A 25,785-nucleotide genomic window follows, 5' to 3' on the forward strand; every position below is an offset into this window, starting at 1 on the left:
TTACACTGTGACACATGACGTCGAATCGTCACAACAGTGGCAGGACCGCGGAGCGCCACCACGGCAAGACCGCGGACGACACGGTGCTGGACGCCGCGCGCGACTGCGTGCTGGCCGTCGGCGTCCGGCGCACGACCCTGACCGACATCGCCCGCCGCGCCGGGGTCTCGCGGATGACGCTCTACCGGCGCTGGCCCGACGTGCGCACGATCGTGGCGGACCTCATGACCCGCGAATGGGTCGAGATCGCCGCCGCGGTCCGGCCGCCGGCCGACGGCGGCGCGGTGCGGGACCGCCTGGTCGGCAGCCTGGTCGAGGGCGTGCGGACGTTCCGCGCCCATCCGCTGCTGCGCAAGATCGTCGAGGTCGACCCCGAGCTGCTGCTGCCCTACATGCTCGACCGCCGCGGCGCCAGCCAGCGGGCCTTCCTGGAGATCTTCGAGGCCACGCTGCGGGCCGGCCACGCGGACGGCACGATCCGCCCCGATCACGTGGCCCGGCAGGCGCGGTCGCTCCTCCTCGTCGTCCAGTCGTTCGCCCTGTCGGCCCCGACCATGACCGAGACCGACGATCCCGAGCTCGCCGCCGAGGCGTTCGACGCCGAGCTCCGCCACATCCTGGAGAGGACGCTCACGCCATGACGACCCCAGCGAGGGCCTCCTCCGTGCCCGGCCCGCCGTCCTCCCCCACCGGCTCCTCGCCCGCCGGTTCCTCGCTCAACGCCGCGCGCCGCTCCCGCGAGCTGGCCGCCCTCGACGGCGAGGTGGTGGACGTCCTGGTCGTCGGCCTCGGCGCCACCGGGGCGGGCGTGGCCCTGGACGCCGCGTCCCGGGGGCTGTCCGTCGCGGCGATCGACGCCCACGACCTCGCGTTCGGCACGTCCCGGTGGAGCTCGAAGCTCATCCACGGCGGCCTGCGCTACCTGGCCTCCGGGCAGCTCGACGTCGCCCACGAGAGCGCGGTCGAACGGGGCGTCCTCATGGAGCGCACCGCCCCGCACCTGGTCCGCGCCCTTCCCTTCGTGCTGCCCCTGACCCCGATGGTGTCCCGCTCCCAGGGGGCGATCGCCCGCGCCGGGCTCCACGCCGGCGACGCCCTGCGCCTGGCGGCCCGCACCTCGCGGCGGACCCTCCCCGCGCCGCGCCGCCTGTCCGCGGTCGAGACGCTCCGCCTGGCCCCCGCGCTCCGCCCGTACGGCCTGCGCGGCGGGCTGCTCTCCTGGGACGGCCAGCTGGCCGACGACGCCCGCCTGGTCACGGCCGTCGCCCGGACGGCCGCCGCGCACGGCGCGAAGATCCTCACCCGCTGCCGCGCGCTCACCCTCACCGGTGACGGCGCGCAGGTCCGGGACGAGCTCACCGGCCGCACGTTCGGCATTCGCGCCCGCGGCGTCGTCAACGCCGCGGGCGTCTGGGCGGGCGGCCTCGTGGACGGCGTGCGGCTGCGCCCGTCCCGGGGCACGCATCTGGTCGTGCGGGCCGAGAGCCTGCGCGGTCTCACCGCCGGGATGCACGTCCCGGTCCCGGGCGCGAACGCCCGCTTCATCCTGGTGATCCCGCAGGGCGACGGCCGCGTCTACGTCGGCCTCACCGACGAGCCCGCCGATGGGCCGATCCCCGACGTGCCCACGCCCACCGAGGCCGAGATCGGCTTCCTCCTCGACATCCTCGACTCGGCGCTCGACGTGCCCCTGCGCCGGGACGAGGTGATCGGCTCGTTCGCCGGCCTGCGCCCGCTGCTGGACGGCCCGCCGCGGACCGGTTCGCGACGGGACGGCCCGGCCGCCGGCACCGCCGACCTCTCCCGGCGGCACGCCGTCCTGACCTCCGCGGACGGAGTCGTCACGATCGTCGGCGGCAAGCTCACCACGTACCGGCGCATGGCGCAGGACGCGGTCGACGCCGTCCTCGCGGCCAGGCCGGCGCTGGCCGCGGGCCCCTCGCGCACGGCCCGGCTGCCCCTCGTCGGCGCGGCCTCGCCCGCCGTCCTCAACGCGCTGGACGCCCCGCGCCGCCTCGTCCAGCGCTACGGCACGGAGGCACCGCTGCTGGCGGCCATGGCCCGTGACGACGCCGCCCTTCTGGAGCCCGTGATCCCCGGCCTGCCGGTGCTCAACGCCGAGCTCGCCTGGGCGGTACGGCACGAGGGCGCGCTCGACGTGGGCGACCTGCTCGACCGGCGCACCCGGATCGGCCTGGTCGCGGCCGACCGCGAGGCCGCCCTGGCCGTCGCCGGATCCTTCGTGACCACCCCCGCCGGAGTGTGATCGTCGTCGCTATCCGGGTATAGGGCGTGTCACTTGCGCCGGACGGGGAACATCGGGTTAGGTTAGGCTCTCCTAATTCGTTGCTTCATCCGACGGGGGTCCCTCTTGCAGCGCCTGAACGGCTGCGACCATTGCCCGGGAAGTCACACCGGGGAACGGCCGTGCCTGGCGAGCGCCACCACCAAGGCGCGCGGCTGGCTGCTGATCGAGCATCCCGGCCCCTGGCCCGAGCGCGTCGAGCAGCTCGACGGTCCCCTCGGCGACGTCGTCCGGGCCGCGCAGGCGGCCGGCGTGCGGCCCCAGCTCATCCGGCGGCCGGGCCGGCGGCGGGCCACGCCCCCTTTTCAGGTGTACGTGGGATGCTCCGCCGGCGACGACGTATGGCTCGAAGGCCGCGAACTGGCCGACCCCGCGGAGTTCGGCGAGCTCGATCTCGCGGCCGTCGCCGAGGGCCGCCGGCCCGGGTTCGGGGAGACCACGGCCGAGCCTGTCCTGCTGGTTTGTACCCACGGGCGACGAAACGCCTGCTGCGCCCGGACCGGCGCCCCGCTGGCGCGAGATCTCACGTCGCGTTTCGGGTCTCTTGTATGGGAAACGACCCATGTGGGCGGTGACCGCTACGCAGCGAACTTGGTATGTCTTCCACACGGGATCTACTACGGAGACCTCGGAGCCACCGAGGCCGTACGGGCGGTGAACGCCTATGTGAAGGGCGAGGTCGTCCTCGACCGGCTGCGCGGCCGGGCCGGCCTCCCGGAGGCCGCGCAAGCCGCCGAGCACCACGTCCGGGCCCAGGTCGGAGCCCTGGGGCTGACCGCTGTCAGCGTGTTGTCGCTCACGGGAACAGATCCCTATGTGGCGGTCGTTCAGGTAGAGGGGAACCGTTACCGCGTGATCGTGGAGAGCGCGGCGACGGCCCATCCCTGCGGCACGGACTGCCAAGAGAAGCTCGAGACCTACATTGTTAGGGAACTCACCCTTCTCAACGAGGCAGCCCTCGTGTAATCTCTCGGAGGCCCCATTGTTGGGTCTCCCTGCCGCACGGCCCCAGTTCCCGGACAACCGGGTGGGGAACAGAGCGGCAACTCCAGACGTTGGACCTTTCGGCGCTTCTGCAGCGATCGAGCGTCCATGTCCGAAATTGCTCAGTAAAACCAACCAAGGTGGGTGTTCCATGGCTCAGGTACGTCGGCAGGCAAACCTCCCTCGTCCCAGCTGGGGCTGGCAGGACGCCGCGGCGTGCCGGGGGGAAGACCTTGTGCTCTTCTTCGGTCCGGACGGCGAGCGTCAGCCCGAGCGTGAGATTCGTGAGCGCAAGGCCAAGCAGATCTGTATGGGCTGCCCCATGCGTGCGGAGTGCCTGGACTACGCGGTGTCCAGGCCGGAGAAGTACGGCACGTGGGGCGGGCTGAACGAGGACGAGCGGGCCTCCGAGCGCCGCCGCCGGATGCGTCGCGCCAACGCCGCTTAAGGCACGCCGCAAAGGTCCCCTCGCGGTTTCCCATCGCGCACCCCGGCACGCCACCGGAAAAAACGTCACGGCCCCGCTCCCGCGGGGCCGTTCGCGTGTCCGGTCTCGTTCGCGCCACGAAGTACATGTCACAAGTGAGTCACGAGGAGTCCGTGGCAATCGGGTCCGCTTTTACCGGATCAGATGCCGTTCCGGTGGCTATTCCAGCAAATTCGAGCAGAACCATTCCATAGTGAGCCGGGCCACCTCGCGAAGGGCGCCCGGTTCTTCGAACAGATGTCCCGCGTCCGGCACCACGGCGAGGCCGTGCCCGGCCTTCGGGTCCATCCGCGCCAGCGACTGCTCGTTCAGCGCCAGCACCTCGGTGTCGCACCCGCCGACGATCAGCAGCGTCGGCGCCCGCACCGAGCCCAGCGCGTGGGCCGCCAGATCGGGACGGCCGCCACGCGAGACGACGGCCCCCACGTCACCAGGGCTGTTCGCCGCCGCCACCAGCGCCGCCGCCGCTCCCGTACTGGCCCCGAAGAGCCCCACGGGACGCCCTGCGAGCTCACCCGACCGCACCCACGCCACCACCCGGCTGAGCCGCCCGGCCAGCAACGGCACGTTGAACCGCGGCTGCGACGTCCGCAGATCCTCGATCTCCTCGCCGGGCGTGAGCAGATCGAAGAGCAACGCCGCGAAGCCCCGCCGGGTGAGAGCGGCGGCCACTTCCTGATTGCGCGGGCTGTGCCGCCCGCTGCCGCTGCCGTGCGCGAAGACGACCACGCCGCGAACGGCACCGTCGGGCTCAGAGATCTCCGCCTCCAGCCGGACATCGCCTGCCGGCACCTGCAAGGTGCTCATGGCCTGTCCGCCCGAGCGGCCCGGTCGAGCCACGAAAGCACATCGCCATCGCTGAGCTGGTCGAAGCGCCGATACCACTGGCCGACCGCACGGAACGCCCACGGCGCCGCCAGAACCACCAGATCGTCCACCTCGGGCTCCAGCACCCGGACGGTCTCCGCGGCCCCCACCGGAACCGCCAGCACCAGCCTGGCGGGCCCCTTCGCCCGCACGGCCCGAAGCGCGGCGCGCGCCGTCCCGCCGGTGGCCAGACCATCGTCGACGATGATGACCGGCCGGCCGGCGACAGGCGGAAGCGGACGATCCCCTCGATAAGTGCGCACCCGCCGGGCCAGCTCGGCACGCTCGGCCGCCACGGTGGCGGCGAGATCCCCCTCGACGAGCCCGAGCCGTTCCATCAGCCCGCGGTCGAAGACGGGCTCACCCCCCTCGGCGATCGCCCCCACACCCAGCTCGGGCTGGCGCGGATAGCCGATCTTGCGGGTCACCAGAACGTCGAGGGGCACGGCCCGATCCGGCGCGGACAGCCGCCGGGCCACCTCGTACGCGACGGGCACCCCGCCGCGAGGCAGCGCCAGCACCACGGAGCCGTCCAGGCCGAGCGGCATCAGCCGGGTGGCGAGCACCCGGCCGGCCTCGGCCCGGTCGGCGAACGGCAGCCTGACGGTCTCCGAGTCGGGAGCCGTGTCGCGTGCGGGCCTGTTCCAAGCCATCGGCGCCACCCCCTCCTGGGGTCGCGAAAAAGCGCCTATCCCTGGCCTACCCAGTTTCCGCCGCGATCGTGCGATTCACTCCTGTCCGCCCGTTCTGTGAGCGCCCCAGGGTCAGGCGGCAGGGGCGCTGGTCAGCCAGCGGAGGGGGTTGTCGCGGGTGATCGTGCGCAGGGTGGCGTCGTCGGCTCCGGCGGCGCTCAGCGCGGGCAGGAAGGCCTCGAAGAGATGGGCGAAGCCGGGGCCGCCGTAGCGCTGGACCTGCTCCATCCGGGCGATTCCCGTGCTGAGCAGGACACGCTCGTTGTGACCGGCCTCCAGAAGCTCCACGACGGCCCGCACCTGGCTGTCCAGCGTGGCGGAGTCGCCCGTGAGGCCGAACGAGACATAGGCGCCCTGTTCGGCGATTTTGCGGTAGGCGGCCGGGTCGTCCGTCTGCTGGCCGACGGCGACCCGGGACGGGTCCAGGCCGTCGCCGGTGAGGATCTCCAGCTGGGTGACGCCGGGGCGGCCGTAGGTCGCCACCGGGAGGCCGGAGTAGCGGGCGGCGCGGGCGGCGGCGCGGAGGCAGCGCTCCTCGGCCTCGGTGGGCGCCTCGCCCCAGCTGCCGATCTCGCCGATCACACCGGGGAGCGAGTTGGTGCCGTCCATGCCGAAGCCGATCTCGGCCAGGATGCGCTCGGCGAGCTTCTCGACGTCGGCGTCGGCCACGAAGGCGGGGTGGAAGGGCTCGGCGAAGAAGCCGGTGCCCGCCACGACGGCCACCCGCGAGCCCGCGCTGATCCGGGACAGGGCGGCCGCGTTGCGGCCCATGCCGCCGCAGGTGAGGTCGACGACCAGGCTCAGCTCGTGGCCGGCGCGCAGGGCCGCCAGCTCGGCGGTGACCGCCTTCTCCTCGTCCAGCCAGCGGCGCGGGTCGGACTCCACCTGGGCCGGGCGCGCGGGCCACCGCAGGTCGAGCTGGAGGTGCTCGTGCGGCAGGACCGTGCCGGTGATCGCGGACGCGGGGATCGTACCGGTCACGGTACGGAGCCGTCGCTCGGCGGGAGGGGGGGTCATGTCAGGCGAGGCTACGACATGTTTGACCTATTCAGGGCCTGTTGTGACACGATTTTTACCCCGGACCGTTATTCGCGGTTCTTGGCGTGCGCCTCGTCGGCGGCCGCCGCCTCCTCGGCGGCCTCGGCCGCGCTCTGCGCCGCGGCGGCGCGGACGGCGCGGGCCCGGGCGGTGCCGGCGCTGGGCCACAGCCGGTCGATCTCGGCGTTCAGCGCGGCTCCGATGAGCACGGCCAGCGCCGCCACGTACAGCCAGGCCAGGATGGCGATGGACGCGGCCAGCGAGCCGTAGACCGACACCCCGGCCAGCGAGCCCGCCAGGTAGAGCCGGAGCGTGACGCTGCCGACGATCCAGATGATCAGCGCCATCACCGCGCCGGGCACCTCGCGCCACCAGGCCGTCCGCACCGGAACGCTCATGTGGTAGAGCATCGCCAGGAAGAGGATCGACAGCGTCACCACGACCGGCCAGTAGAAGAGCTGGACGAATCCGGCGCTCTCCGGCAGCGCGTCGCGGACCAGCGCGGGCCCCGCCACGAGCAGCGGGATGACGATCAGCATCACCATCAGGCCGACGAGGTAGAGCACGAACGCGCGCAGCCGGGTGCGGATCACCCCGCGCACCCCGGACAGCCCGTACGCGATGGTGATCGTGTCGACGTAGACGTTGGTGGCCCGCGAGCCCGCCCAGAGCGAGATCAGGAAGCTGACCGACACGATGTCCGGGCTGCCGCCCCTGATCACGTCGTCGATCAGCGGCTCCACGACCGACTCGACGGCCGGGCCGGTCAGCACGGTCTGCGCCTGCTCGATCAGCCAGGCGCGGACCTCGGCCACGGTGTCGGAGCCCAGCATGCCGCGGAAGTGGCCCATCGTGCCGATGAGCCCGATGACCAGCGGCGGCAGCGACAGCAGGGCGAAGAAGGCCGCCTCGGCGGCCAGCCCGGTCACCCGGTAGCGGAAGGCGGCGATCGCCGTGTCGCGGACGAGGCCCCAGGCCACCGAGCCCACGCGCCGGTTCAGCGCGGGGCCGGGCTCGGTGTCGGAGTCGTCCGCCGGGCTCCCCGAGGCGCCGGCGGCGTCCGAAACGGTGGTCACACCGACCCACCGTAAAGCGTTACCCGCCCGGAACATGCCTGATCGCCCATTTCAGTGATCCGTTCCGCGCGTCGCACGGCCGGTTTCCCGCCTCATACCCACTCTGACGTTCACGAGCCACGACAAGCCCAAGATCACTTCCGCACGCCGCTCGCCACGCCCGTTCCGGCCCCGTCCCCGGTCGTGGCGCACGCATGCACGACGATCGGTGACAATGGACAGGTGATTTGCCAGGCATGCCGTGATCGCCACCACGACGACTGTCGTGGTGGTTCGTGGTGCGCCTGCCAGCACCGCCCCGGTCCCGCCACGCCGGGCCGGGACGGCCGCGCCACACCCGGCGCGAGCCGGCCGGCGGAGCCCGGAGTGAACTGGAAGCGCCAGGGATGATGACGGATCTCACCCGTCCGCATGCCGGACGCAACTGGACAGCCCGCGAGACGGCGGGTCAGAATGCACGTATGACTGCTGCGGATCCCCTGCTGGTAATGCGCCGGCACGTGGACTTTCTGCGCGTCCGCAGCGCGATCTGTCCGTGACGCCCCGACCACGCACCCGTTGATCATCTACGGAAGCGTGGCGCATCGGCGTCACCTTTAACCGTTCCCGCTCACCGTCGAGCCGGCCGCCTGAGGCTGTCCCGTTGCGCTGCGCGTCCTCCGTACGAGATGCATCCGTACGACATGGATAGGACGCTCGCCGTGCCACCAGCGACCAAGCGCAAGAGAGGCGAGGGCCAGTGGGCCCTCGGCTACCGCGAACCTCTCAACAAGAACGAAGAGAACAAGAAGAACGACGACGGGCTCAACGTCCGCCGCCGTATCGTCGACGTCTACTCCAAGGCGGGGTTCGACTCGATCGACCCGGCCGATCTCCGCGGCCGCTTCCGCTGGTTCGGGCTCTACACCCAGCGCCGGCCCGGCATCGACGGCGGCAAGACCGGCAGCCTGCCCGACGAGGAGCTCGACGACCGCTACTTCATGATGCGCGTGCGCATCGACGGCGGGCAGCTCAGCGCCGAGCAGCTGCGGGTGATCGCCGACATCTCCACGAAGTACGCGCGCGGCACCGCCGACATCACCGACCGGCAGAACGTGCAGTACCACTGGATCGCGATCGAGGACGTCCCGGCCATCTGGGACGCGCTGGAGTCGGTCGGGCTGTCCACGATGGAGGCCTGCGGCGACACCCCGCGCGTGATCATCGGCTGCCCGCTGGCCGGGATCGACGCCGACGAGGTGCTCGACGGCGGGCCGCAGATCGACGAGATCCATGACCGCTACATCGGCTCGCCGGAGTTCTCCAACCTGCCGCGCAAGTTCAAGACCGCGGTCTCCGGCTGCGCCGCGCACTGCACGGTCCACGAGATCAACGACGTGGCGCTGGTCGGCACGGTGAACGAGGAGGGCGAGGCCGGCTACCAGCTGTTCGTCGGCGGCGGCCTGTCCACCAACCCGATGTTCGCCAAGAGCCTCGGGGTCTTCGTCAAGCCCGAGCAGGCGCACGAGGCGTGGAAGGGCGTCATCTCGATCTTCCGCGACTACGGCTACCGGCGGCTGCGGCACCGGGCGCGGATCAAGTTCCTGGTGAACGACTGGGGCGCGGAGAAGTTCCGCGAGGTGCTGGAGAAGGAGTACCTCGGGTACGCGCTGCCCGACGGCCCGGAGCCGGCGCCGCCCGTCCGCCAGCGCGACCATGTGGGCATCCACCCGCAGAAGGACGGCGACTTCTACGTCGGCTTCGCGCCGCGGGTCGGCCGGGTGAACGGGCCGCTGCTCGCCACGATCGCCGATCTGGCCGAGCGCTACGGCTCCGGCCGGGTGGCCACCACGGTCGAGCAGAAGATGGTCATCCTGGACGTGCCCGAGGCCGCCACCGAGGCGCTCGCCGCCGAGCTGGCCGAGCACGACCTGCAGGTCCGCCCGTCCACGTTCCGCCGCCAGACCATGGCCTGCACCGGCATCGAGTACTGCAAGCTCGCGATCGTCGAGACCAAGCAGCGCGCGATGGACCTCATGGACGAGCTGGAGAAGCGGCTGCCCGACTTCGACCAGCCGCTGACCATCAACGTCAACGGCTGCCCGAACGCGTGCGCCCGCATCCAGACCGCCGACATCGGCCTGAAGGGCCAGCTGGTGGTCGACGAGAACGGCGACCAGGTCGAGGGCTTCCAGATCCACCTGGGCGGCCAGCTCGGCACCACGTTCGGCAAGAAGGTCCGCGGGCTGAAGACCACCTCGGCCGGGCTCACCGACTACGTCGAGCGGGTCGTGCGCAAGTACGACGACCAGCGCGCGGAGGGCGAGACCTTCGCCGCCTGGGTGCAGCGCGCCGACGACGCCGATCTCAAGTAACGGACAGTAGGAAATGAGCGAACGTGCCGCGCCGTTCTACTGCCCGTACTGCGGAGAAGAGCACCTCGAGCCTCTCGAAGAGGACGGGACCTGGTTCTGCCGCGACTGTGTCCGTGCCTTCAAGTTGAAGTTCCTCGGTGTTGGAGCCCCCCATACACACAAGGAGATCCCCCAGTGACTCTGCTGGAGACCGACAGACCGACACTCGACCTTGAGGACATCGTCGAGTCCGCCGCGACCGCGCTGGAGGGTGCCCCGACCCTCGAGGTGATCCGGTGGGCCGCGGCGACGTTCGGAGACCGCATCTGTCTGACCTCCTCCATGTCCGACGCCGCGCTGATCCATCTGGTGTCGAAGGTGAAGCCCGGGATCGACGTGCTGTTCGTCGACACCGGCTACCACTTCGCCGAGACCATCGGCACCCGGGACGCGGTCGAGGCCGTCTATCCCGTCAACGTCATCAACGTGACCCCGTCGCGCACGGTCGCCGAGCAGGAGGCCGCGCTCGGCCCCCGGCTCAACGGCCGCAACCCGGACCTGTGCTGCCACCTGCGCAAGGTGGAACCGCTGGGCAAGGCGCTGGAGGGCTACATGGCCTGGTTCAGCGGGATCCGCCGCGAGGAGACCGCCAGCCGCCGTGACCGCCGCGTGGTCGAGTGGGACCGCAAGCGCGGCATGGTCAAGGTCAACCCCGTCCTCGGCTGGACGCAGCAGCAGATGGACGACTACATCGAGGACAACGGGGTGCTGGTCAACCCGCTGCACTACGACGGCTACCCGTCGATCGGCTGCGAGCCGTGCACCCGTCCCGTCGCGCCCGGCGAGGACCCGCGCAGCGGCCGCTGGGCGGGGATGGGCAAGACCGAATGCGGCATCCACCTGTGACGCGGTATCCACGAGGACTCGGTATCCACCCATGACCCGGTTTCCCCTCGAAGCCCCGCCGATGGTCGCGGTCGCGCACGGGAGCAAGGACCCGCGTGCCGCCGCGACCGTCGCGGAGCTGCTCGCCGCCGTCCAGGCCCGCCGTCCCGGCGTTCCGGTGCTGACGTCCTTCCTGGACCACGCGCCGCCGAACCCGGTGCGCGTCCTGGACGGCCTCGCGCAGCGCGGTGTGGACGAGGCGATCGTGCTGCCGCTGTTGCTGACCGCCGCGTACCACAGCAAGTCCGACATCCCCGGCGTCCTGCGCGAGGTGCGGACCCTGCGGCCCCGGCTGTCGCTGCGCACCGCGGACACGCTCGGCCCGCACCCGCTGCTGATGGCGGCGCTGGAACGCCGGCTCGCCGAGGCGGACGTGGAGATCGGTGATCCGGACACGGCGGTCGTGCTGGTGTCGGCGGGCTCCAGCGACCCGTCGGCGAACGCCACGATCTGGAGCCTGGCGCGCGAGTGGCGGACGCGGCGCCGGCGCGGCGTCGTCCCCGCGTTCGCGTCGGCCGCCCATCCGACGCCGGCCGAGGCGGTCAGGGCGCTGCTGGACGCGGGCGCGCCCCGCGTCGCGGTGGCCTCCTACTTCCTCGCGCCCGGCTATTTCGCCGACAAGGTACGGCGCGAGTCGCTGGCCGCCGGGGCCGCGGCCGTCTCCCCCGTGCTGGGCGCGGCGCCCGAGGTGGCCGAGCTCGTCCTGCACCGCTACGACGAGGCCCTCGCCGAGGTGCGGGCCGCCGCCGCGGTCTGACCCCGCGGTCCGGTCTGATCCCGCGGCCTGGCGGCGTCGCTCAGCAGTCGCCCTTGCAGGTGCCGCTGTAGACGGACACGGTCCACGGGCTCGTCCCCGGCTCGTGGCTGGCAAGGTACTCCGACAGGCTGATCTGCCCGGTGCTGCCGCCCTCGATGCGTTCGGCGTCCTCGTTCATGTACTCGATCACGTTGTCCTTGACCGTCCCCTTGGGCAGCACGACCACCTCGAGAACGTGCGCGACGCCCTCCTTGAGGGGGCCGGACGCCTGGTCGGACGTGCTCACCGACTGCGGCGGGTCCAGATCGCTGTCGCAGTCGCCGAACGAGCCGTAGCCGCCGTCCCCGTCGGTCTGCTCGATCACCTCGTAGCCGGGCCGGCACTGGATGACGTACGCGGTGTCGGGCCCGACCGGGGTGAAGTTCACCCGCATCATCTTGCCCGTGGTGGTGAAGCGCCTCATCGCGATGCGCCGCATGCCCTGGTAGACGGTCGGCGGCGTCCGGATCTCCTGGCTCCGCTGCGGGTGCCCCGGCCCGTCCAGCGCCTGCGGCGTCTCTTCCTTGGCGCCCGGCAGGACGAGCACGCCGGTGACCGTCAGGGCGGCCGCCGCCACGCCGAGCACGGCGCCCGTCGTCACCCGGCGCTTGCGCCGGCGGCGGATCCGCGTCTCCACCTCGGCGATGCGCTCGGTGTTGAGCGGCGCGGCCGTGCTCTCCAGGTCGAGCGTCTCGCGGAGGTCGTGGATGCTACGCGTCATGACAGGCCTTCCACGGGAATCGGCGCGACGGGGGTGACGATCTCGGGATCGACGCGGAGTTTGGCCAGCGCCTTGCTGGTCTGGCTCTTCACCGTGCCGACCGAGCAGTTGAGGATGTCGGCGACCGCCGCCTCCGAGAGGTCCTCGAAATAGCGCAGGACCACCACGGACCGTTGCCGGGGCGGCAGCCGTCCCAGCGCCGCCCAGATGGCGGCGCGTTCGTCGGCGGCCCGCATCGGGTCCGTGGGGTCGATCGCGTCCGGCGGCTCCGCGGAGGGGATCTCGCCCCGCCAGCGGCGCTTCCACCAGGACGCGTGCGTGTTGACCAGGACGCGGTAGACGTAGGGGTCGGGGTCGCCCCCGATCCGCCCCCAGGCACTCCACACCTTCGACAACGAGGTCTGCAACAGGTCCTCCGCGAGCGCCCAGTCACGGCAGAGCAGGTACGCAGTTCTCAGCAACCTCGGTGACCGCTCCGCGACGTACGCGGTGAAGTCCTCCCGATCTCGCATGGACCTCGCCTTCCCAGACTCCCCTGTCCCTACTACCGGCTGGAGATCCAGAACGGTTGCCCGCGTCGCGTGGCCGATCGGGGCGATCGTCGTCGACGGCGGACGGGGGTTGTGACGGGTGTGTCAGGAGACTAGCGGTCGCGGCGCGGGCTGAGATCGAGAAGCAGCCGGATCATGTCGGTCAGCGTGTGCGGCGAGAGCGACGGATCGACGGCGCGGCGGAGGCCCAGCCCGACGCCCAGGCTGAGAAGCGCGTCGGCGAGCTCGGCGGCCGGCAGGGGCAGGGTGAGATCGCGGCGGCGGGCCTCTTCCTGCAGCAACAGCTGCAGGGCGCCGACCCAGCTGCGGCCGCCGGTGGCGACCGTGTCGCGGAGCGCCTGGTCGCGGCGGGTGGCGTGGATGGCGAACTCGGCCTCCAGGAGGGTCCAGCCGGGGTCGCCGATCGTGCGTTCCGCCCAGGCCTCGAAGACGGCGAGACGGTCCTCGTCGGAGCCCTCGCCGAGGAACGCCTCCATGATGGCCCGCACGTGCTCGGCGCGGACGGCCTCGATGACCGTCTGGCAGAGCTCGTCCTTGGTGCCGAAATTGGAGTAGACGGCGCCTTTGGAGAAGCCCGCGGCGTCCGCGACCTTCTCCAGCGAGGTGGCGTGATAACCGTCACGCAGAAAGAGCCGCCGGGCCGTGGCGAGCAGCAGCTCGCGCGTGCGCGCCTGGCTCTCGCCCCTGGTCAGTCGTGCCATCCGGTCATCATAGAAGACATCGGTATCTGGATACCGACGGTATTGGAACGTGCTGCCAGGACGCCTACCGCATATTGACATCCCGTCCAACTCACAAATACCTTCGGTATCTCGTTGGCCCCGACCGAGGAGCGGCCGTGCAACCGGATCACGAGGTGGCCGTCGTCGGCGCGGGATTCTCCGGCCTGTGCGTCGGCATCCGGCTGCGGCGGCAGGGCGTCCGCGACTTCGTGATCGTGGACGCGGCGCCGAGCGTCGGCGGCGTGTGGCGGCACAACACCTATCCGGGCGTGGCCGTGGACATCCCGTCCGCCACGTACTGCTACTCGTTCGAGCCGAACCCGTCCTGGTCGCGCTCGTTCGCGCCCGGTGCCGAGGTGCGCGCGTACGCCGAGCACTGCGCCGACAAGTACGGGCTGCGGCAGCATCTGCGCCTCGGCACCACGGTCGAGCGGGCCGTCTTCGACGAGGACGCCGACCTGTGGCACGTGCACACCGACCGGGGGACGTTCACCGCGAGGTTCCTGGTCGCTGCCGTGGGGCCGCTGGACCAGCCCAAGAACCCGGACATCCCCGGCATCGCCACGTTCACCGGAAAGGTGATCCACACCGCCCGCTGGGACCACGACCACGACCTGCGCGGCGAACGCGTCGCGGTCATCGGCACCGGCGCGTCCGGGCTGCAGGTGATCCCCGAGATCGCGGCGGTGGCCGGGCGTCTCGACGTCTACCAGCGCACGCCGATCTGGGTGCTGCCGAAGGTCGACTTCGCCATCCCGCGCGCGGTGCGGGCGCTGCTGCGCGCGGCGCCGCCGGTGCAGCGGCTCGTGCGCTTCCTCACCACGGCCGCCTCCGAGGTCGTCATGGTGCTGGGCATCGTGCACTACAGCAAGGTGCCGTTCCTCGTCCGCGCGACCGAGGCCCTCTGCCGCGCCCACCTGCGCCGCCAGGTGCCGGACCGGCGGCTGCGGCACAGGCTGACGCCGGAGTACGGATTCGGCTGCAAGCGGCCGTCCTTCTCCAACCGCTACTTCCCCACGTTCCTGCGCGACGACGTCGAGCTGGTCACCGAGGGGATCGAGCGGATCACCGAGCGGGGGATCGTCACGGCGGACGGCACCGAGCGGGAGATCGACACGCTCGTGCTGGCGACGGGGTTCAAGATCCTGGAGCTGGGGGCGATGCCCGCGTTCCCGGTGGTCGGGCTGGGCGGCGTCGAGCTGGGCGCGTACTGGGACGAGCACCGCTACCAGACCTACGAGGGCGTCGCCGCGCCACAGGCGCCCAACTTCTGGCTGATGAACGGGCCGTACACGGTCACCGGGGCGTCCTGGTTCTCGATCATCGAGGCCGGCGGCACGCACATCGTCCGCTGCCTCGCCGAGGCACGGCGGCGCCGGGCGGTGCGGATGGTCGTCAAGCGCCGCCCGCACGACGCGTTCACCGCCGACATGCGCCGCCGGATGAAGGGCACGATCCTCGCCCAGCCGAGCTGCGCGCGCTCCAACTCCTACTACTTCGACCGGCACGGGGACTCCCCGTACGTCCGGCCGCAGTCCGGGTTGTACGTTTGGCGCCGAAGCCGGAGCTTCGACCTGGACGACTACGAGTACGCCACCGCCGATCATCAGTAGCTGAAAGGAACACGCCCCTCATGGCTCTTCTTCGTACCGCCGGGATCGCCCTGGCCGTCACCGGCGCCGCTCACTTCGCGGCTCCGAAGGCGTTCGAGCCCGTCTCCAAGCTCGCCTTCCCGAACGACACCGACGCGTGGATCAAGCGCAACGGGGCCACCGAACTCGCCCTCGGCCTCGCCCTGACCACCCAGAAGACCCGCAAGGCCGGGCTCGTCGGCGCCGCCGTCTACACCGCCTGGCTCGGCGCGCGCACCGCATACAACCGGAAGACCTCCGCCTGACGGGCTGAGCCCGCTTCGACCGGCTAGCCCTGCGGGCCCTTGCGATCTTCCCACCAGTTCGTGAGGGCCCGTCGCACGGGCGCGTGGTGCTCGTCGTCCACGATCTTCACATCGCCCATGATCGCCTGTGCCTGGACGCGGACCACCGGCACCCGCGGTCCCGGCGCCGCCTCGCGCACCTGCACCTTGCGGCTGCCCATGAACGCGTAGCCGCTCAGGTCGACCGTCACCCCGTCCGGCACGATGACCTTCACATCGCCCATCACCGCGGTGGCCACGATCGAGACCTCGCCGGTCGGGACCTGCGCGCCCCGCAGATCGAGCACGACGTCGCCCATCACCGCCAGCGCGGTGAGCTCGGCGTCGATGCGCCCGGAGATGCGCTCCTTGCAGTCGCCCATGATCGCGCTGAACCGGCGCTGGACCTGCAGCGGCGCGGGCGTGGCGCCCGGCGCCCCCATGCCCGGCAGGTCCGCGGTGATCGTCTCCAGATCGCCCCGGGTCACGGCCGCGTAGGCCGCCTCGGTCCGCGTGGTCAGCTCCTCGAACGTCAGCCGCCCCTCCACGGAGGCGACCCGCAGCCGCTCGACCACCGCCTCCCGCTCGGCGTCGGAGGCACGAACGGACTCGGGCGCGACGCGCGGGTGCTCCATCGCCGGATCCGGCGGGGTCTGTCCCGCCGGGTCCTGCGAGGGGAGCCGCAACGACGGCTTCCCCGGCTGCGGACTGGGCTGACTCATGACTTCGAAGGTATGCCCCCCGCGTGCCCGGGCAATCCGACCCACGAACGAGATCACCCCCGGTCTTCAGGAGGATGCCCCGTATTCACCTCGCCGGCGACGTACTACACTTTTCTCTCAGGTGATGAATTTCTGTAAGACCGGGAGAGGCGGCGCCATGACGCACGAGGTGATCAACCAGGTTCCCCCGCTCGTCGATCATGACGTCGCGGACGATCCGGCCCTGCTGGACGCCCTGCGGCGCGAGGGCGCGGACTGGGCGGCCGCGGAGATCCACGAGCTCGGCCGCCTCGCCGGAACGCACGAGGCCCAGGAGTGGGGACGGCTGGCCAACGAGCACAAGCCCGTCCTGCGCACGCACGACCGTTACGGGCACCGCATCGACGAGGTCGAGTTCCACCCGGCCTGGCACGAGCTGATGAACGTTGCCGTGACCCACGGTCTGCATGGCGCTCCCTGGGCTTCCCCTCGCCCCGGCGCCCACGTCGCTCGCGCCGCGAAGTTCTACACCTGGCGGGTCGACGCGGGCCACGGCTGCCCCATCTCCATGACGTACGCCGCCGTTCCCGCCCTCCGCCAGAACCCCGACCTGGCCGCCCAGTACGAGCCGCTCCTCACCGAGCAGACCTACGACTACGGTCTCCGTGCCCCGCTCACCAAGAGGGCCCTCCTGGCGGGCATGTCGATGACCGAGAAGCAGGGCGGCAGCGACGTCCGCGCCAACACCACCCAGGCCACGCCCAGCTCCGACGGCACGTACCGGCTGGTCGGGCACAAGTGGTTCACGAGCGCCCCCATGTGCGACGTCTTCCTGACCCTCGCCCAGACCGCCAACGGCCTGACGTGCTTCCTGGTCCCCCGCGTCCTGCCCGACGGCTCGCTCAACCCCCTCCGGCTGATGCGCCTGAAGGACAAGCTCGGCAACCACTCCAACGCCTCGTCCGAGATCGAGTACGAGAACGCCGTCGCCTATCGCGTCGGCGACGAGGGCCGCGGCGTCCGCACCATCATCGAGATGGTCAACATGACCCGCCTCGACTGCGTGATCGGCGCCGCGTCGGGCCTGCGCCACGGCGTCGTCACCGCGACGCACCACGCCACCCATCGGCGGGCGTTCGGCAAGTACCTCGTCGACCAGCCCCTCATGCGCAACGTCCTCGCCGACCTCGCCATCGAGTCCGAGGCAGCCACCACCGTCATGATGCGCCTGGCCGGCGCCACCGACCGATCCGTGCGCGGCGACGAGGCCGAGACCGCCTTCAAGCGCCTGGGCCTCGCGGTCAGCAAGTACTGGATCTGCAAGCGCGCGCCCGGCCACGCCGCCGAAGCCCTCGAATGCCTGGGCGGCAACGGCTACGTCGAAGAGTCCGGCATGCCCCGCCTCTTCCGGGAGTCGCCCCTGAACGGCATCTGGGAAGGCTCAGGCAACGTAGCCGCGCTAGACGTCTTGAGAGCCATGGCAAAAGAACCGCAGGTCATCGAGGCGTTTTTCACCGAAATCGAACAAGCATCCGGTGCCGACCCTCGCCTCGACGAGGCCGTCCGCGACGTCAAGGACTCTCTCACCGACATCGCCACCATCGAGCTCCGCGCCCGCCGCGTCGTCGAGCAACTGGCGATCATCCTCCAGGCGTCCCTCCTGGTCAGACACGGCCACCCGGCCGTAGTCGACGCATTCGTGGCCACCCGCCTGGCCGGCGACTGGGGCCACGCCTACGGCACCCTCCCGCCTGGCCTGGACCTGGCTCCCATCATCGAACGAGCCACCCCCAAGACCACCTGAAGAAAACCCGCCAAAGGCAAGCCCGAAACCGAAGCCCCAGCCCTCACGCACCCAGATCCCAAAGATCATCGGCTGACGTACCGGCTAGTAGGAGCGGAGAACACACGCCCTTATGGCCTGCAATGGAGCCTCCACGAGTTGAGTGCAGCCGTGCCAGGGAGGTTCCGCCGATGCTTCCCCTGGCATACACATGGACCGCCAGCCAGCTCTGCCCTACGGGTGCCCGGCGGAAGTACAGGGCGGCGCTGGTGCGTTCGTCGGGCAGGCCGATTGCAGAGATCGCCAAAGAACCCGGCATGAACCCACGAGACGTTGCGGCCCTAGGTGAGGACAGCTGAGTGGCCCGAAGCGATAACAAAGTCGAACAAGAACGCGGAACTGGTCCGGCTGCTCAAACAATCGTCGACCTGCGGATTGACGACCAAACCGGCTGGGGTCGGCACCCTGAGTGCATCGTCGGGTGAACCTAGGCACAGCTGCCCACATGTTGGTGCGGCGTGTCCCCTATGGCCTTAGCTGGTCTCGTTCTTGCAATAAGCCTCGAATGAGCGCTACCTGCGGCGAAAGAGTGCGCCTCCTACGACCGAGCGGACAGAAGGAATCCAGCGCCAGAACTGAATGACCATGGACTGGTGGTGAACCGCCGGATTCGCCCGCGCGCCCCATGGGTGCCATGAGTGAGCACGAAAGCGGGTGGCGCAGCGCGATCGAGCGCAGACGTGACCGAAGGCTGGCCACCAACGGCGACAGTCAGCACGCTCGGGACAGCAAGCCGCTGCACGGCTGGCCAGCCGTGCGCATTCTTCTCACCGTGATACTTCTGGCGTTCGCCACCTACACTCTGGTCCTTGCAGGGTTCGCCTACCAGGAAGCGGCCGTGTTGCGCGACGAGCGCGCGCTGACCACCGGACAAGTCGAGAAGGCCGTGCGGGCCAAGCGCGGGGATTACGCCAACGTGCGGTTCACCACGCGCGACAGCCACACGGTGTCCGCAAAGATCACCGCCTGGGAGGACTTTCCCGCCCAGGGTGATCGCGTGACCGTCTGCTATGCCCCGCGCGACCCCGACTCCTACGCCCAGGACGCCCGCCTCTGCCCCGACTTTGCCGCACCGCTCCTCCAGGGCATCGCGGGGCTCGCCGCACTCGCCATGTTGGCCGCCCTATGGACCCCTTGGCTGCTGCACCGGGTGCTCAACCGTCAGTCCTGAACCAGCAGAATCCAGAGAATCAGTGCAGGCTCGCGCCATCGCCGCCGAGCAGTCAGTCGGCGACTCACGGACCGTAACTATGTGACAGGCCACGTTCTGCCGCCCCAACTCAGTCTCCGCCGACGCGGTCCCGTGTATCCAGTTCATCTTCGGCCGCCTGCCGGCGAGGTGAGTCACGACACATCCGACTCCGTGTTCGCCAATACGGTCGAACGCCCTGGTTGGTCGCCTGGTCACCAATGACCGCTCTTCGGCAAGCACGAACACTGCCCACGATCGGCACGACACGCTGTCGGCGGCAGAAGAGTGGTGCGCCGCGAGGCGCTTTGTCATATCCCCGGTGCAGCCGGAAAAGAATGGAGGGATTTCTTTGGGTCTGATGGCTTACCCGGCGCCGAAAGGTTAAGGGGACAATAGCATGCCAGGAAACCGGTGGCCGGTCCAGGTATCAGGGTCGGGGCGCCGGGAGACCCGCGCGATACGGTGAAAGCTGGATTGCCTGAAGCCTAATCTCCAGAAGGTGCAAATGCCCACCCGTCGGAAAGATACCCGATGCCGACGCCGTGTCCTGTGCCGATCTCGCACTCTGGTCGGTGCACCCTCCGGACGCGGAGCGATGTCCAGCGAGGACATTCAAGGAGATGAGTGGGCCACCTAAGTCGCGCTACCACGCATGACGAAGACGAACGCGGGATCGCCTAACGGACGCAAGTCCCATGGCGACGGAGTTCCCATAGTAGTCGCAGGAGTAACGACCTGCCAGGGAGAGCGGGAAAGCCGCTCACAGGGCGAAGGGGAACAGGTGATACGGACATCGAGACCGAAAGGTATGCGAAATGCAAAGCGCCGAAACGGTACTGGGTGTCCTCCGTGAACGCGGCAGGAAAGACTGCCGGAGCTGTACCGGCAGTTGTTCAACCCGCAGTTGTATCTGCTGGCCTACGGGCGCCTGTATGCCAACCACGGCGCGATGACACCCGAGGCCACCAAAGAGACCGTGGACGGCATGTGGACGGCATGTCGCTGGACCGGAACGGCCTGGTTCATCGAAGGAGACGTCGCCGACTGTTTCGGCAGTTTCGACCATCAGGCCATGCTGTCGATCCTGTCGGAGAAGATCCACGACAACCGGTTTCTGCGGCTGACGCGCAACATGCTCAAAGCCGGATACCTGGAGGACTGGACGTGGCATGCCACCCTCAGCGGGGTCCCGCAAGGCGCTGGCGTGTCCACCGTCCTGTCCAACATCTATCTGCACAAGCTGGATAACTTTGTCAAGAATACGCTCATCCCGCACTACACCCGAGGGGCAAGCGGGCCCGGAACGCCGAATACGAGAAAGTGCGTCACGCGCTGGCGCGTGCCCGCAAGAAAGGCGACCGGGAAAGGACACGCATGCTGCGCGCTCGGCTGGCCCGTCTGCCCAGCGTGGTGTCCGACGATCCCGGCTATCGCCGACTCCGGTACGTGCGCTACCGCGATGACACGCTGCTCGGATTCGCCGGGCCCAAAGCCGAGGCCGAGGAGATCAAACAACGTCTGGCCCAGTTCCTGCGGGACGAACTCCACCTGGAACTGTCCGACAGCAAAACACTGATCACGCACGCGCGTACCGGCGCGACGCGATTCCTCGGATACGAGATCACCACCTGGCACGCCGGGACCAGCGGCCGGAAAACCATCAACGGCGGCATCGCGCTGCGCGTGCCCAAAACGGTGATCAAAGCCATGTGCCGCCCCTACCTTCATGGCGGTAAACCAGCGCCGCTCCGCGCCCTGTGCCATCTCGACGACTACGACATCGTCGCGGCCTACGGGGCCACCTACCGGGGCGTCGTCCAGTACCACCTGCACGCCGGGGACCTCTACCGGCTGGAACGGCTGCGCTGGGTCATGGAAACCTCGCTGCTGAGAACGCTCGCGGCCAAGCACGATTCCACGGCGACCAAGATGGCCGCCCGGCACCGGGCCACCATCCAGACGCCGCACGGGCCGCGTATCTGCTACCAAGCCGTCCGCGCCCGGGGGCACGACCAAAAGCCCCTGACCGCACGGTGTGGTGGCATCCCCCTAAAGCGGCAGGCCAACGCGGTCATCACCGACCGCGCCCCCGGCCGGGGACCCCACCCGCGCAAGGAACTGATCACCCGGCTCCTGCGCGGACGGTGCGAACTCTGCGGCAACGGCGACCAGGTGCAGGTGCACCACACCGCCCGGCTCGCCGATCTCGCACCTCCCGGCCCGGACCGGCCGGCCTGGGACAGCCTCATGGCCAAGAGAAGACGCAAGACCCTGGTGGTCTGCACATCCTGCCACGAGCTGATCCACGCCGACCATCCATCCACCGCGACCACGGCATAGCTCACCAGAGAGCCGGATGCTTGGAAAGCGAGCACGTCCGGTTCGGCGGGGGGCCGCACGGAAAAGGACCCGCGAACCCGCGGGCACCTCGCCGTGCGGCCTACCCAACCGTCCTTTGTCGCCGGTCTTGAGCGGATCCGTCCGGCGACCGGGCGGCCGGTGGTTCCTCGTGTTCGTCGGCCTACTGGTGTCGCCAGGCCGCAGCGCATACCTCTATCCAGGCCGCGAGGTCGGGTACCTCATCGATGGTGAGCAGCGAGTACGGCGGGGAGCCAGGCATCGGCGTGACACCTGCGAACGCGTGGTCCGGCGCGAAAAGGATCAGCCGACCGTTGCCACGATGCGCCAGCGTCAGATTCCCGTTCGCCTCTACGGCGACGGCGTAGTACTCATCCGGGTTGATGGAGGCCTCCAGGCCGTCGCCCTCCCAAAGCCACGCATAGTCGGCCAGAACGTCCGCGAGTTCTACGCGTGTCGCATCGGCCGTCAGCACCTCGTCCTGGTTGGTCCACCAGGTGGCGGGCTCACCGAACCTCTCGAGGATCCCGCCACAGAGCTTCCAGAACCTTCTGTGCGTCTCCGGGATAGACCCGCTGTCCACGTCCTCGGGCGGGCGGCAGAGCCATCCCCGTCGACCGTCCGGTGGTCCCCATGCCAGCAACTCGTAGACGATGCCTCCGACGGAGACCGGGGTGAGCGTCGCCGAGGCGAAGAGCGCGGACAGTTCGGGCAAGCCTTCGATCGAACCGCGGGTCCACGGCTGCGCCTCGCCCAGCGCAAAGCTCTCGCCTGGCTGGAGGAACCAGGAAACCTCCTGGAGGAACAGCTCCCAATCACCCATGTCCCGATGATCGCAGGCCCACTCTTGTCGCCCGGTCGCGGGGCCGCTCATCGATACGACGACGGCGTCTGGTCAGAGATGGGTGTCCAAAGATCCCTTTCGCTGATCCGGTTGGCGGCATGAGCGAGTACTGCTCAGTGGGCCTCGGCGTTCGGCGGATCGATCTCGCTTACCCAACCGCGGCGTGGGCGTCCTTTGACGTCGGCGACCACACGAGGCGTGAAAGTCTGTTCATCGATGCCGGCACGGCCATCTCGCACGACGGAACGGTGGACGTCTTCGGACACCACCAGCACCAGCGGGGCGGCCGTCAGGCGCAGCGCTTGCTTCAACTGCGGGGCCTCCAGGAGCCGGAAGGCCAAATCCACCGCTTCGCCGAAGCATCCTCGGTGGTCGTAGTAGACCTGTCCGGCATGGACCACCACGCGGAGCCGGAATCGATGCTCGGGTTGCTGGGCGTTATGTCGGGCCAGCAGTCTGCCGAGTTGGGGAACCGCCTCGGTCAGGAGACGCACCTGGATCGCTTGATCGACCCGATGGATGAGCACGAGTGCTCCGTCCCCGCGGTCGAGGAAGGGGTCGTGTTCCTCGGCGGTGAGTCCGCCTGTATGAAGGGCGTCTTCGAGCAATTCGTACAGAGCCTGCCGTAGCCGGGCTTTGATGTGGTCGGGTCGGCTGGTGGAGTTTTCGATGTCGACGGCGACGATGGCACGCTCATAGGCCAGTTGTGGCTGGGCGACTGCCGCGCGGCTTTGGCCTGGAGGGTCGAGGGCGAGCTGGTGAAGTTGCCTGCGGCAAGTGGCACGAAGAACTCGAGGGTCTCCTGGCATCGCCGCTCGCGTTTGTCTTGCGGCAGGTAACTGATCGTCTGCATGTTGTGCAGGCGGTCGGCCAGCTTGAGCATCTGTACCGGCTCGTCAACGAGCTCTGCGGTGGTCGAATACGAACCAGTGGCCTCCCACAGAGTGACGCCCTCCACGAGGCCGGTGATCTGTTTGCCGAACTCCCGGCGTAGCTCGGCGGCAGGACAGTCGGTGTCGGAGATGACGTCGTGCAACAACGCTGCACAGACTCCGGTCACGCCCATGCTCATCCTGGCCGCGATGGTGGCGACCGCCGCAGGGTGCTGGATGTATGGGACGCCGCTCTTTTGCCGCTGGTCGCGATGCCAGTACGCGGCCACCGCGTAGGCGCGTTCGATCAACTCGATGTCGGGCCCGGCGAGCCCGATGCCGATGATCTCCGTCGGAAGTTGGAGAAAACCACCCATGGCTCGACAGTCTCCGCCGATCCGGGCCACCGCTCCAGCAGACCTCAGATCCCGCCACTGGAGCGACACCCTAATCGCCGGACCCAGGCTGCTGAGAACCAAGCCCAAGCACACGGACGGCGGCATGCGAGGATGTTGTGAGGAGGCCAGATGGCGTCACGGGCTCGGCGTAGGTACGACGTCGTTCGCTGCTCGGTGGTCGGCCACGTCCGGTACGGGCTTCTGATCGAATCCGAGGATGGCGAACGCGGATTCGTGGACAGTTCATACATCACAGACGAACCAGGTGAGCCGTGGCCCCCGGTGGGCCGCCAAATGCGGTGCGTTGTCCTGGGCTATGCGCAAGACGGCAGGCTCCGAGCCGCGGCGACACCCCTGTACGTCGAGATGGTTGCCGCGGCAGATGAACCTGTCGCGGCGGTGAACCAGTGGAGTGCGCTGACCGGCAGAGGACGACGGCGCGAGTGAGGCGTAGCCCCGGTTGGCCCGCTCATCGACACGAATGCCTACGCGATCTGCGGCAGGTGAGTGCGTTGGAGATGATGGCGCTAGTGATCGCCCGCGCGCCACCCGCCGATCGCGAGCCCGTCGGCCGGGTGGCTGGAGAGCCGGTCGTCGGCTGCGTTGCCGAACAGGCCAGCGTGCGTCTGTGGTGCAGGTTGCCGCCCTACGGCTTCGCCAGCGCTCGTGTCCTGATTGTGTCAGGGGTAGGCGCGACGCGCGGCCCTGAGTCACCGTGAATCGCGCCGCAGCCGCAAGGACGGGGCATCCTGTCGGCGAGCGGATCGTCCTGTCAGCGCTCGGCGTGCCGGCACAGTACCGAGCACGCCGACACCCATTGAGCAATTCCGGTCGAGGATGCTGTGGCAGCGAGCAACCGGTGGCCTTATGGGCTTGGAGCATGGCCCAGTGCGGCCTCGACGATCCGGATCGCCTCGGTGGTGTCGATGCCGACGCTGGCGATGACCGCCGCATAGTCGCGGGCGGCGGCGCGGGCCCGCTCCAGGGTCTGCTCGCCGGCGGACGAGACGAACGAGCCGGCCCGCCCGCGGGTCTCGATCAGCCCGGCCTCCTCCAGCTCCCGGTAGGCCCGGCCGACGGTGTTCACGGCGAGACCGAGGTCGGCCGAGAGCCGCCGGATCGTCGGCAGCCTCGTGCCGACGGCGAGCGAACGGTCCTGGATCTGCCTGGCGAGCTGGGCCCGGAGCTGCTCGTACGGCGGCGTCGGCGAGGCCGCGTCGATGACGATCATCGGGTGGCCATGGCCCGCCGCGCCGCCGTCCCGACCCCCGTGGTCCGGGCATGGATCAGGCAGAGCGCGCTGACGCCCGCCACCACCAGCGCGATCGAGACCGCGTTCCACCAGCCGAGCGACTCCCCGACCAGGAAGATGGCCGGCAGCGACCACACCAGGCTGGGGGTGACCAGAGCACGGGCGTCCTCGACCCGCATGATGACATCGGCCGTGAGCGACGCCTCGTCGTCGGCCACGGCCGGGCTCGCCAGCACCTGGCGCAACTGCATGACGATGCCCGCGCCGACGCCGGCGAGGCTGATCAGCACGATGATCGCCCCGTACCGCAAGGTGGCGTCCGGGACCGGCAGCACGCTCACCGCGAGCAGCACGGCGCCGGTGTAGGTCGCGACCGTGAACAGGGCGTACGGCCGGCCCAGCACAGCCCGCCAGCCGAGCTCGACCGGGTGGGCCACCCGCCGCGACAGCCGCGCGCCGGCCCTCCGGTCGACGCGCCGCACCCACCAGCCGAGCAGCCACTGCGCCACCAGCAACCCGGTCACCAGCGCCGCCAGCACCAGCAGCGGCAGCCAGGAGGGCGGCTCGACCGTGAGCTTGAACGCGTGCGTGAGCGCCGCGCCGAGCAGGAACGCGGCCAGCAGGAGGCTGTCGCAGGCCTTGGCGCGCCGCCGCACCGCCAGCCGCGCCGCGAGCAGTGGTGTCGGCTCGGCGTCGGCCAAGCCATGCCGGGCCAGCCACCGCCCGGCCTCCGTGTGATCGGCCTGCCGCATGCCACCCACCTCCGAATGTCGCAACCTTTGTCTCAATAAGATGAGTCATAGCATGCGTCAAAGTCAACCGGAGTCGGACGCTGTCACCGTGACCAGACCAAACCCCAGGCTGGCGTGCGCGCCGGCTAGCTAGGCGATCCT

Annotated in this window: 26 protein-coding genes; 13 read left to right on the forward strand and 13 right to left on the reverse strand. The window is 69.9% G+C overall.

Features of this window, described 5'->3' with window-relative positions; genetic code table 11:
• Nucleotides 1-14 precede the first annotated feature (14 nt).
• From ACGFNU_RS40560 to ACGFNU_RS40575, 4 genes are all read left to right on the forward strand, one after another.
• Complete coding sequence (locus ACGFNU_RS40560; RefSeq protein WP_392601932.1) at nucleotides 15-641, forward strand: TetR/AcrR family transcriptional regulator; 627 nt, start codon at nucleotides 15-17, stop codon at nucleotides 639-641.
• A complete protein-coding gene (locus ACGFNU_RS40565) occupies nucleotides 638-2,266 on the forward strand; it encodes a glycerol-3-phosphate dehydrogenase/oxidase (RefSeq protein ID WP_392601933.1) in 1,629 nt (542 codons plus the stop codon). Before ACGFNU_RS40560 ends, ACGFNU_RS40565 begins: the two co-directional genes overlap by 4 nt.
• A gap of 105 nt (nucleotides 2,267-2,371) precedes the next feature.
• Entirely contained in the window at nucleotides 2,372-3,271 is a 900-nt protein-coding gene (locus ACGFNU_RS40570) for a sucrase ferredoxin (protein ID WP_392601934.1), read from the forward strand.
• 169 nt (nucleotides 3,272-3,440) lie between these two features.
• Nucleotides 3,441-3,737: a WhiB family transcriptional regulator gene (locus ACGFNU_RS40575; protein WP_358404045.1), complete on the forward strand. Its 297-nt coding sequence runs from the start codon at nucleotides 3,441-3,443 to the stop codon at nucleotides 3,735-3,737.
• Between the two features lie 198 nt (nucleotides 3,738-3,935).
• Here ACGFNU_RS40575 and ACGFNU_RS40580 read toward each other — a convergent pair whose 3' ends face one another.
• From ACGFNU_RS40580 to ACGFNU_RS40595, 4 genes are all read right to left on the reverse strand, one after another.
• Entirely contained in the window at nucleotides 3,936-4,583 is a 648-nt protein-coding gene (locus ACGFNU_RS40580) for a dienelactone hydrolase family protein (RefSeq protein ID WP_392601935.1), read from the reverse strand.
• Entirely contained in the window at nucleotides 4,580-5,296 is a 717-nt protein-coding gene (locus ACGFNU_RS40585; RefSeq protein ID WP_392601936.1) for a phosphoribosyltransferase, read from the reverse strand. Before ACGFNU_RS40585 ends, ACGFNU_RS40580 begins: the two co-directional genes overlap by 4 nt.
• Before the next feature lie 111 nt (nucleotides 5,297-5,407).
• Entirely contained in the window at nucleotides 5,408-6,352 is a 945-nt protein-coding gene (locus ACGFNU_RS40590; RefSeq protein ID WP_392601937.1) for a phosphotriesterase, read from the reverse strand.
• 68 nt (nucleotides 6,353-6,420) lie between these two features.
• On the reverse strand, nucleotides 6,421-7,449 hold the full coding sequence (locus tag ACGFNU_RS40595) for a YihY/virulence factor BrkB family protein (protein ID WP_392601938.1): 1,029 nt from the start codon (nucleotides 7,447-7,449) through the stop codon (nucleotides 6,421-6,423).
• A 683-nt stretch (nucleotides 7,450-8,132) separates the two neighbouring features.
• Between ACGFNU_RS40595 and ACGFNU_RS40600 the strand changes: the two genes are divergently transcribed.
• From ACGFNU_RS40600 to ACGFNU_RS40610, 3 genes are all read left to right on the forward strand, one after another.
• Entirely contained in the window at nucleotides 8,133-9,803 is a 1,671-nt protein-coding gene (locus tag ACGFNU_RS40600) for a nitrite/sulfite reductase (protein ID WP_392601939.1), read from the forward strand.
• Nucleotides 9,804-9,977: 174 nt separating this feature from the next.
• Nucleotides 9,978-10,688 carry a phosphoadenylyl-sulfate reductase gene (locus ACGFNU_RS40605; RefSeq protein ID WP_392601940.1) on the forward strand — a complete coding sequence of 237 codons (711 nt, stop codon included), beginning with the start codon at nucleotides 9,978-9,980 and terminating at the stop codon, nucleotides 10,686-10,688.
• A gap of 31 nt (nucleotides 10,689-10,719) precedes the next feature.
• The gene (locus tag ACGFNU_RS40610; protein WP_392601941.1) at nucleotides 10,720-11,484 is read left to right on the forward strand and encodes a sirohydrochlorin chelatase; all 765 of its coding nucleotides are present in this window, start codon (nucleotides 10,720-10,722) and stop codon (nucleotides 11,482-11,484) included.
• A 40-nt stretch (nucleotides 11,485-11,524) separates the two neighbouring features.
• Here ACGFNU_RS40610 and ACGFNU_RS40615 read toward each other — a convergent pair whose 3' ends face one another.
• The 3 genes from ACGFNU_RS40615 to ACGFNU_RS40625 all read right to left on the reverse strand — a co-directional run bounded on the left by ACGFNU_RS40615 (nucleotide 11,525) and on the right by ACGFNU_RS40625 (nucleotide 13,496).
• Complete coding sequence (locus ACGFNU_RS40615; RefSeq protein WP_392601942.1) at nucleotides 11,525-12,244, reverse strand: hypothetical protein; 720 nt, start codon at nucleotides 12,242-12,244, stop codon at nucleotides 11,525-11,527.
• A complete protein-coding gene (locus tag ACGFNU_RS40620; protein WP_392601943.1) occupies nucleotides 12,241-12,756 on the reverse strand; it encodes a SigE family RNA polymerase sigma factor in 516 nt (171 codons plus the stop codon). The genes ACGFNU_RS40615 and ACGFNU_RS40620 overlap by 4 nt, the downstream gene beginning before the upstream one ends.
• Before the next feature lie 131 nt (nucleotides 12,757-12,887).
• A complete protein-coding gene (locus ACGFNU_RS40625) occupies nucleotides 12,888-13,496 on the reverse strand; it encodes a TetR/AcrR family transcriptional regulator (protein WP_392601944.1) in 609 nt (202 codons plus the stop codon).
• Between the two features lie 137 nt (nucleotides 13,497-13,633).
• Between ACGFNU_RS40625 and ACGFNU_RS40630 the strand changes: the two genes are divergently transcribed.
• Both ACGFNU_RS40630 and ACGFNU_RS40635 read left to right on the forward strand, forming a co-directional pair.
• A complete protein-coding gene (locus ACGFNU_RS40630; RefSeq protein WP_392601945.1) occupies nucleotides 13,634-15,130 on the forward strand; it encodes a flavin-containing monooxygenase in 1,497 nt (498 codons plus the stop codon).
• 20 nt (nucleotides 15,131-15,150) lie between these two features.
• The gene (locus ACGFNU_RS40635; RefSeq protein WP_392601946.1) at nucleotides 15,151-15,414 is read left to right on the forward strand and encodes a hypothetical protein; all 264 of its coding nucleotides are present in this window, start codon (nucleotides 15,151-15,153) and stop codon (nucleotides 15,412-15,414) included.
• Between the two features lie 23 nt (nucleotides 15,415-15,437).
• Here ACGFNU_RS40635 and ACGFNU_RS40640 read toward each other — a convergent pair whose 3' ends face one another.
• Nucleotides 15,438-16,154, reverse strand: coding sequence for a DUF1707 domain-containing protein (locus ACGFNU_RS40640; RefSeq protein WP_392601947.1), 717 nt, complete (start codon nucleotides 16,152-16,154; stop codon nucleotides 15,438-15,440).
• A gap of 157 nt (nucleotides 16,155-16,311) precedes the next feature.
• Here ACGFNU_RS40640 and ACGFNU_RS40645 point away from each other — a divergent pair, with 157 nt between their 5' ends.
• The 4 genes from ACGFNU_RS40645 (at nucleotide 16,312) to ACGFNU_RS40660 (ending at nucleotide 21,508) form a co-directional block, all read left to right on the forward strand.
• Nucleotides 16,312-17,937, forward strand: a complete 1,626-nt coding sequence (locus tag ACGFNU_RS40645; RefSeq protein ID WP_392601948.1) for an acyl-CoA dehydrogenase family protein — start codon at nucleotides 16,312-16,314, stop codon at nucleotides 17,935-17,937.
• Nucleotides 17,938-18,610: 673 nt separating this feature from the next.
• Nucleotides 18,611-19,147, forward strand: coding sequence for a DUF3592 domain-containing protein (locus ACGFNU_RS40650; protein ID WP_392601949.1), 537 nt, complete (start codon nucleotides 18,611-18,613; stop codon nucleotides 19,145-19,147).
• Nucleotides 19,148-20,057: 910 nt separating this feature from the next.
• On the forward strand, nucleotides 20,058-20,744 hold the full coding sequence (locus ACGFNU_RS40655) for a reverse transcriptase/maturase family protein (RefSeq protein WP_392601950.1): 687 nt from the start codon (nucleotides 20,058-20,060) through the stop codon (nucleotides 20,742-20,744).
• Nucleotides 20,745-20,875: 131 nt separating this feature from the next.
• Nucleotides 20,876-21,508 carry a group II intron reverse transcriptase/maturase gene (locus ACGFNU_RS40660; RefSeq protein ID WP_392602071.1) on the forward strand — a complete coding sequence of 211 codons (633 nt, stop codon included), beginning with the start codon at nucleotides 20,876-20,878 and terminating at the stop codon, nucleotides 21,506-21,508.
• A gap of 181 nt (nucleotides 21,509-21,689) precedes the next feature.
• On the opposite strand, the gene ACGFNU_RS40665 is transcribed toward ACGFNU_RS40660, so the two are convergent.
• The 5 genes from ACGFNU_RS40665 to ACGFNU_RS40685 all read right to left on the reverse strand — a co-directional run bounded on the left by ACGFNU_RS40665 (nucleotide 21,690) and on the right by ACGFNU_RS40685 (nucleotide 25,644).
• Nucleotides 21,690-22,349, reverse strand: a complete 660-nt coding sequence (locus ACGFNU_RS40665; RefSeq protein WP_392601951.1) for a hypothetical protein — start codon at nucleotides 22,347-22,349, stop codon at nucleotides 21,690-21,692.
• A gap of 134 nt (nucleotides 22,350-22,483) precedes the next feature.
• Complete coding sequence (locus ACGFNU_RS40670; protein ID WP_392601952.1) at nucleotides 22,484-22,897, reverse strand: hypothetical protein; 414 nt, start codon at nucleotides 22,895-22,897, stop codon at nucleotides 22,484-22,486.
• A complete protein-coding gene (locus ACGFNU_RS40675; protein WP_392601953.1) occupies nucleotides 22,852-23,619 on the reverse strand; it encodes an HD domain-containing protein in 768 nt (255 codons plus the stop codon). Before ACGFNU_RS40675 ends, ACGFNU_RS40670 begins: the two co-directional genes overlap by 46 nt.
• 886 nt (nucleotides 23,620-24,505) lie before the next feature.
• On the reverse strand, nucleotides 24,506-24,871 hold the full coding sequence (locus ACGFNU_RS40680; protein WP_392601954.1) for a GntR family transcriptional regulator: 366 nt from the start codon (nucleotides 24,869-24,871) through the stop codon (nucleotides 24,506-24,508).
• Nucleotides 24,868-25,644, reverse strand: a complete 777-nt coding sequence (locus ACGFNU_RS40685) for a hypothetical protein (RefSeq protein WP_392601955.1) — start codon at nucleotides 25,642-25,644, stop codon at nucleotides 24,868-24,870. Before ACGFNU_RS40685 ends, ACGFNU_RS40680 begins: the two co-directional genes overlap by 4 nt.
• Between the last annotated feature and the right edge of the window lie 141 nt (nucleotides 25,645-25,785).

Origin of the sequence: Spirillospora sp. NPDC048911 (genome assembly GCF_043198015.1) — a bacterium.
In the GTDB taxonomy this organism is placed as follows: domain Bacteria; phylum Actinomycetota; class Actinomycetes; order Streptosporangiales; family Streptosporangiaceae; genus Spirillospora.

Bases quoted from the DNA above. Each gene is read 5' to 3' on its own strand.
- ACGFNU_RS40560 (WP_392601932.1), top strand. From the start codon at position 15: ATGACGTCGAATCGTCACAACAGTGGCAGGACCGCGGAGCGCCACCAC.
- ACGFNU_RS40565 (WP_392601933.1), top strand. From the start codon at position 638: ATGACGACCCCAGCGAGGGCCTCCTCCGTGCCCGGCCCGCCGTCCTCC.
- ACGFNU_RS40575 (WP_358404045.1), top strand. From the start codon at position 3,441: ATGGCTCAGGTACGTCGGCAGGCAAACCTCCCTCGTCCCAGCTGGGGC.
- ACGFNU_RS40580 (WP_392601935.1), bottom strand. From the start codon at position 4,583: ATGAGCACCTTGCAGGTGCCGGCAGGCGATGTCCGGCTGGAGGCGGAG.
- ACGFNU_RS40585 (WP_392601936.1), bottom strand. From the start codon at position 5,296: ATGGCTTGGAACAGGCCCGCACGCGACACGGCTCCCGACTCGGAGACC.
- ACGFNU_RS40590 (WP_392601937.1), bottom strand. From the start codon at position 6,352: ATGACCCCCCCTCCCGCCGAGCGACGGCTCCGTACCGTGACCGGTACG.
- ACGFNU_RS40600 (WP_392601939.1), top strand. From the start codon at position 8,133: ATGGATAGGACGCTCGCCGTGCCACCAGCGACCAAGCGCAAGAGAGGC.
- ACGFNU_RS40610 (WP_392601941.1), top strand. From the start codon at position 10,720: ATGACCCGGTTTCCCCTCGAAGCCCCGCCGATGGTCGCGGTCGCGCAC.
- ACGFNU_RS40615 (WP_392601942.1), bottom strand. From the start codon at position 12,244: ATGACGCGTAGCATCCACGACCTCCGCGAGACGCTCGACCTGGAGAGC.
- ACGFNU_RS40620 (WP_392601943.1), bottom strand. From the start codon at position 12,756: ATGCGAGATCGGGAGGACTTCACCGCGTACGTCGCGGAGCGGTCACCG.
- ACGFNU_RS40625 (WP_392601944.1), bottom strand. From the start codon at position 13,496: ATGGCACGACTGACCAGGGGCGAGAGCCAGGCGCGCACGCGCGAGCTG.
- ACGFNU_RS40635 (WP_392601946.1), top strand. From the start codon at position 15,151: ATGGCTCTTCTTCGTACCGCCGGGATCGCCCTGGCCGTCACCGGCGCC.
- ACGFNU_RS40640 (WP_392601947.1), bottom strand. From the start codon at position 16,154: ATGAGTCAGCCCAGTCCGCAGCCGGGGAAGCCGTCGTTGCGGCTCCCC.
- ACGFNU_RS40645 (WP_392601948.1), top strand. From the start codon at position 16,312: ATGACGCACGAGGTGATCAACCAGGTTCCCCCGCTCGTCGATCATGAC.
- ACGFNU_RS40650 (WP_392601949.1), top strand. From the start codon at position 18,611: ATGAGTGAGCACGAAAGCGGGTGGCGCAGCGCGATCGAGCGCAGACGT.
- ACGFNU_RS40660 (WP_392602071.1), top strand. From the start codon at position 20,876: ATGTGCCGCCCCTACCTTCATGGCGGTAAACCAGCGCCGCTCCGCGCC.
- ACGFNU_RS40665 (WP_392601951.1), bottom strand. From the start codon at position 22,349: ATGGGTGATTGGGAGCTGTTCCTCCAGGAGGTTTCCTGGTTCCTCCAG.
- ACGFNU_RS40675 (WP_392601953.1), bottom strand. From the start codon at position 23,619: ATGGGTGGTTTTCTCCAACTTCCGACGGAGATCATCGGCATCGGGCTC.
- ACGFNU_RS40680 (WP_392601954.1), bottom strand. From the start codon at position 24,871: ATGATCGTCATCGACGCGGCCTCGCCGACGCCGCCGTACGAGCAGCTC.
- ACGFNU_RS40685 (WP_392601955.1), bottom strand. From the start codon at position 25,644: ATGCGGCAGGCCGATCACACGGAGGCCGGGCGGTGGCTGGCCCGGCAT.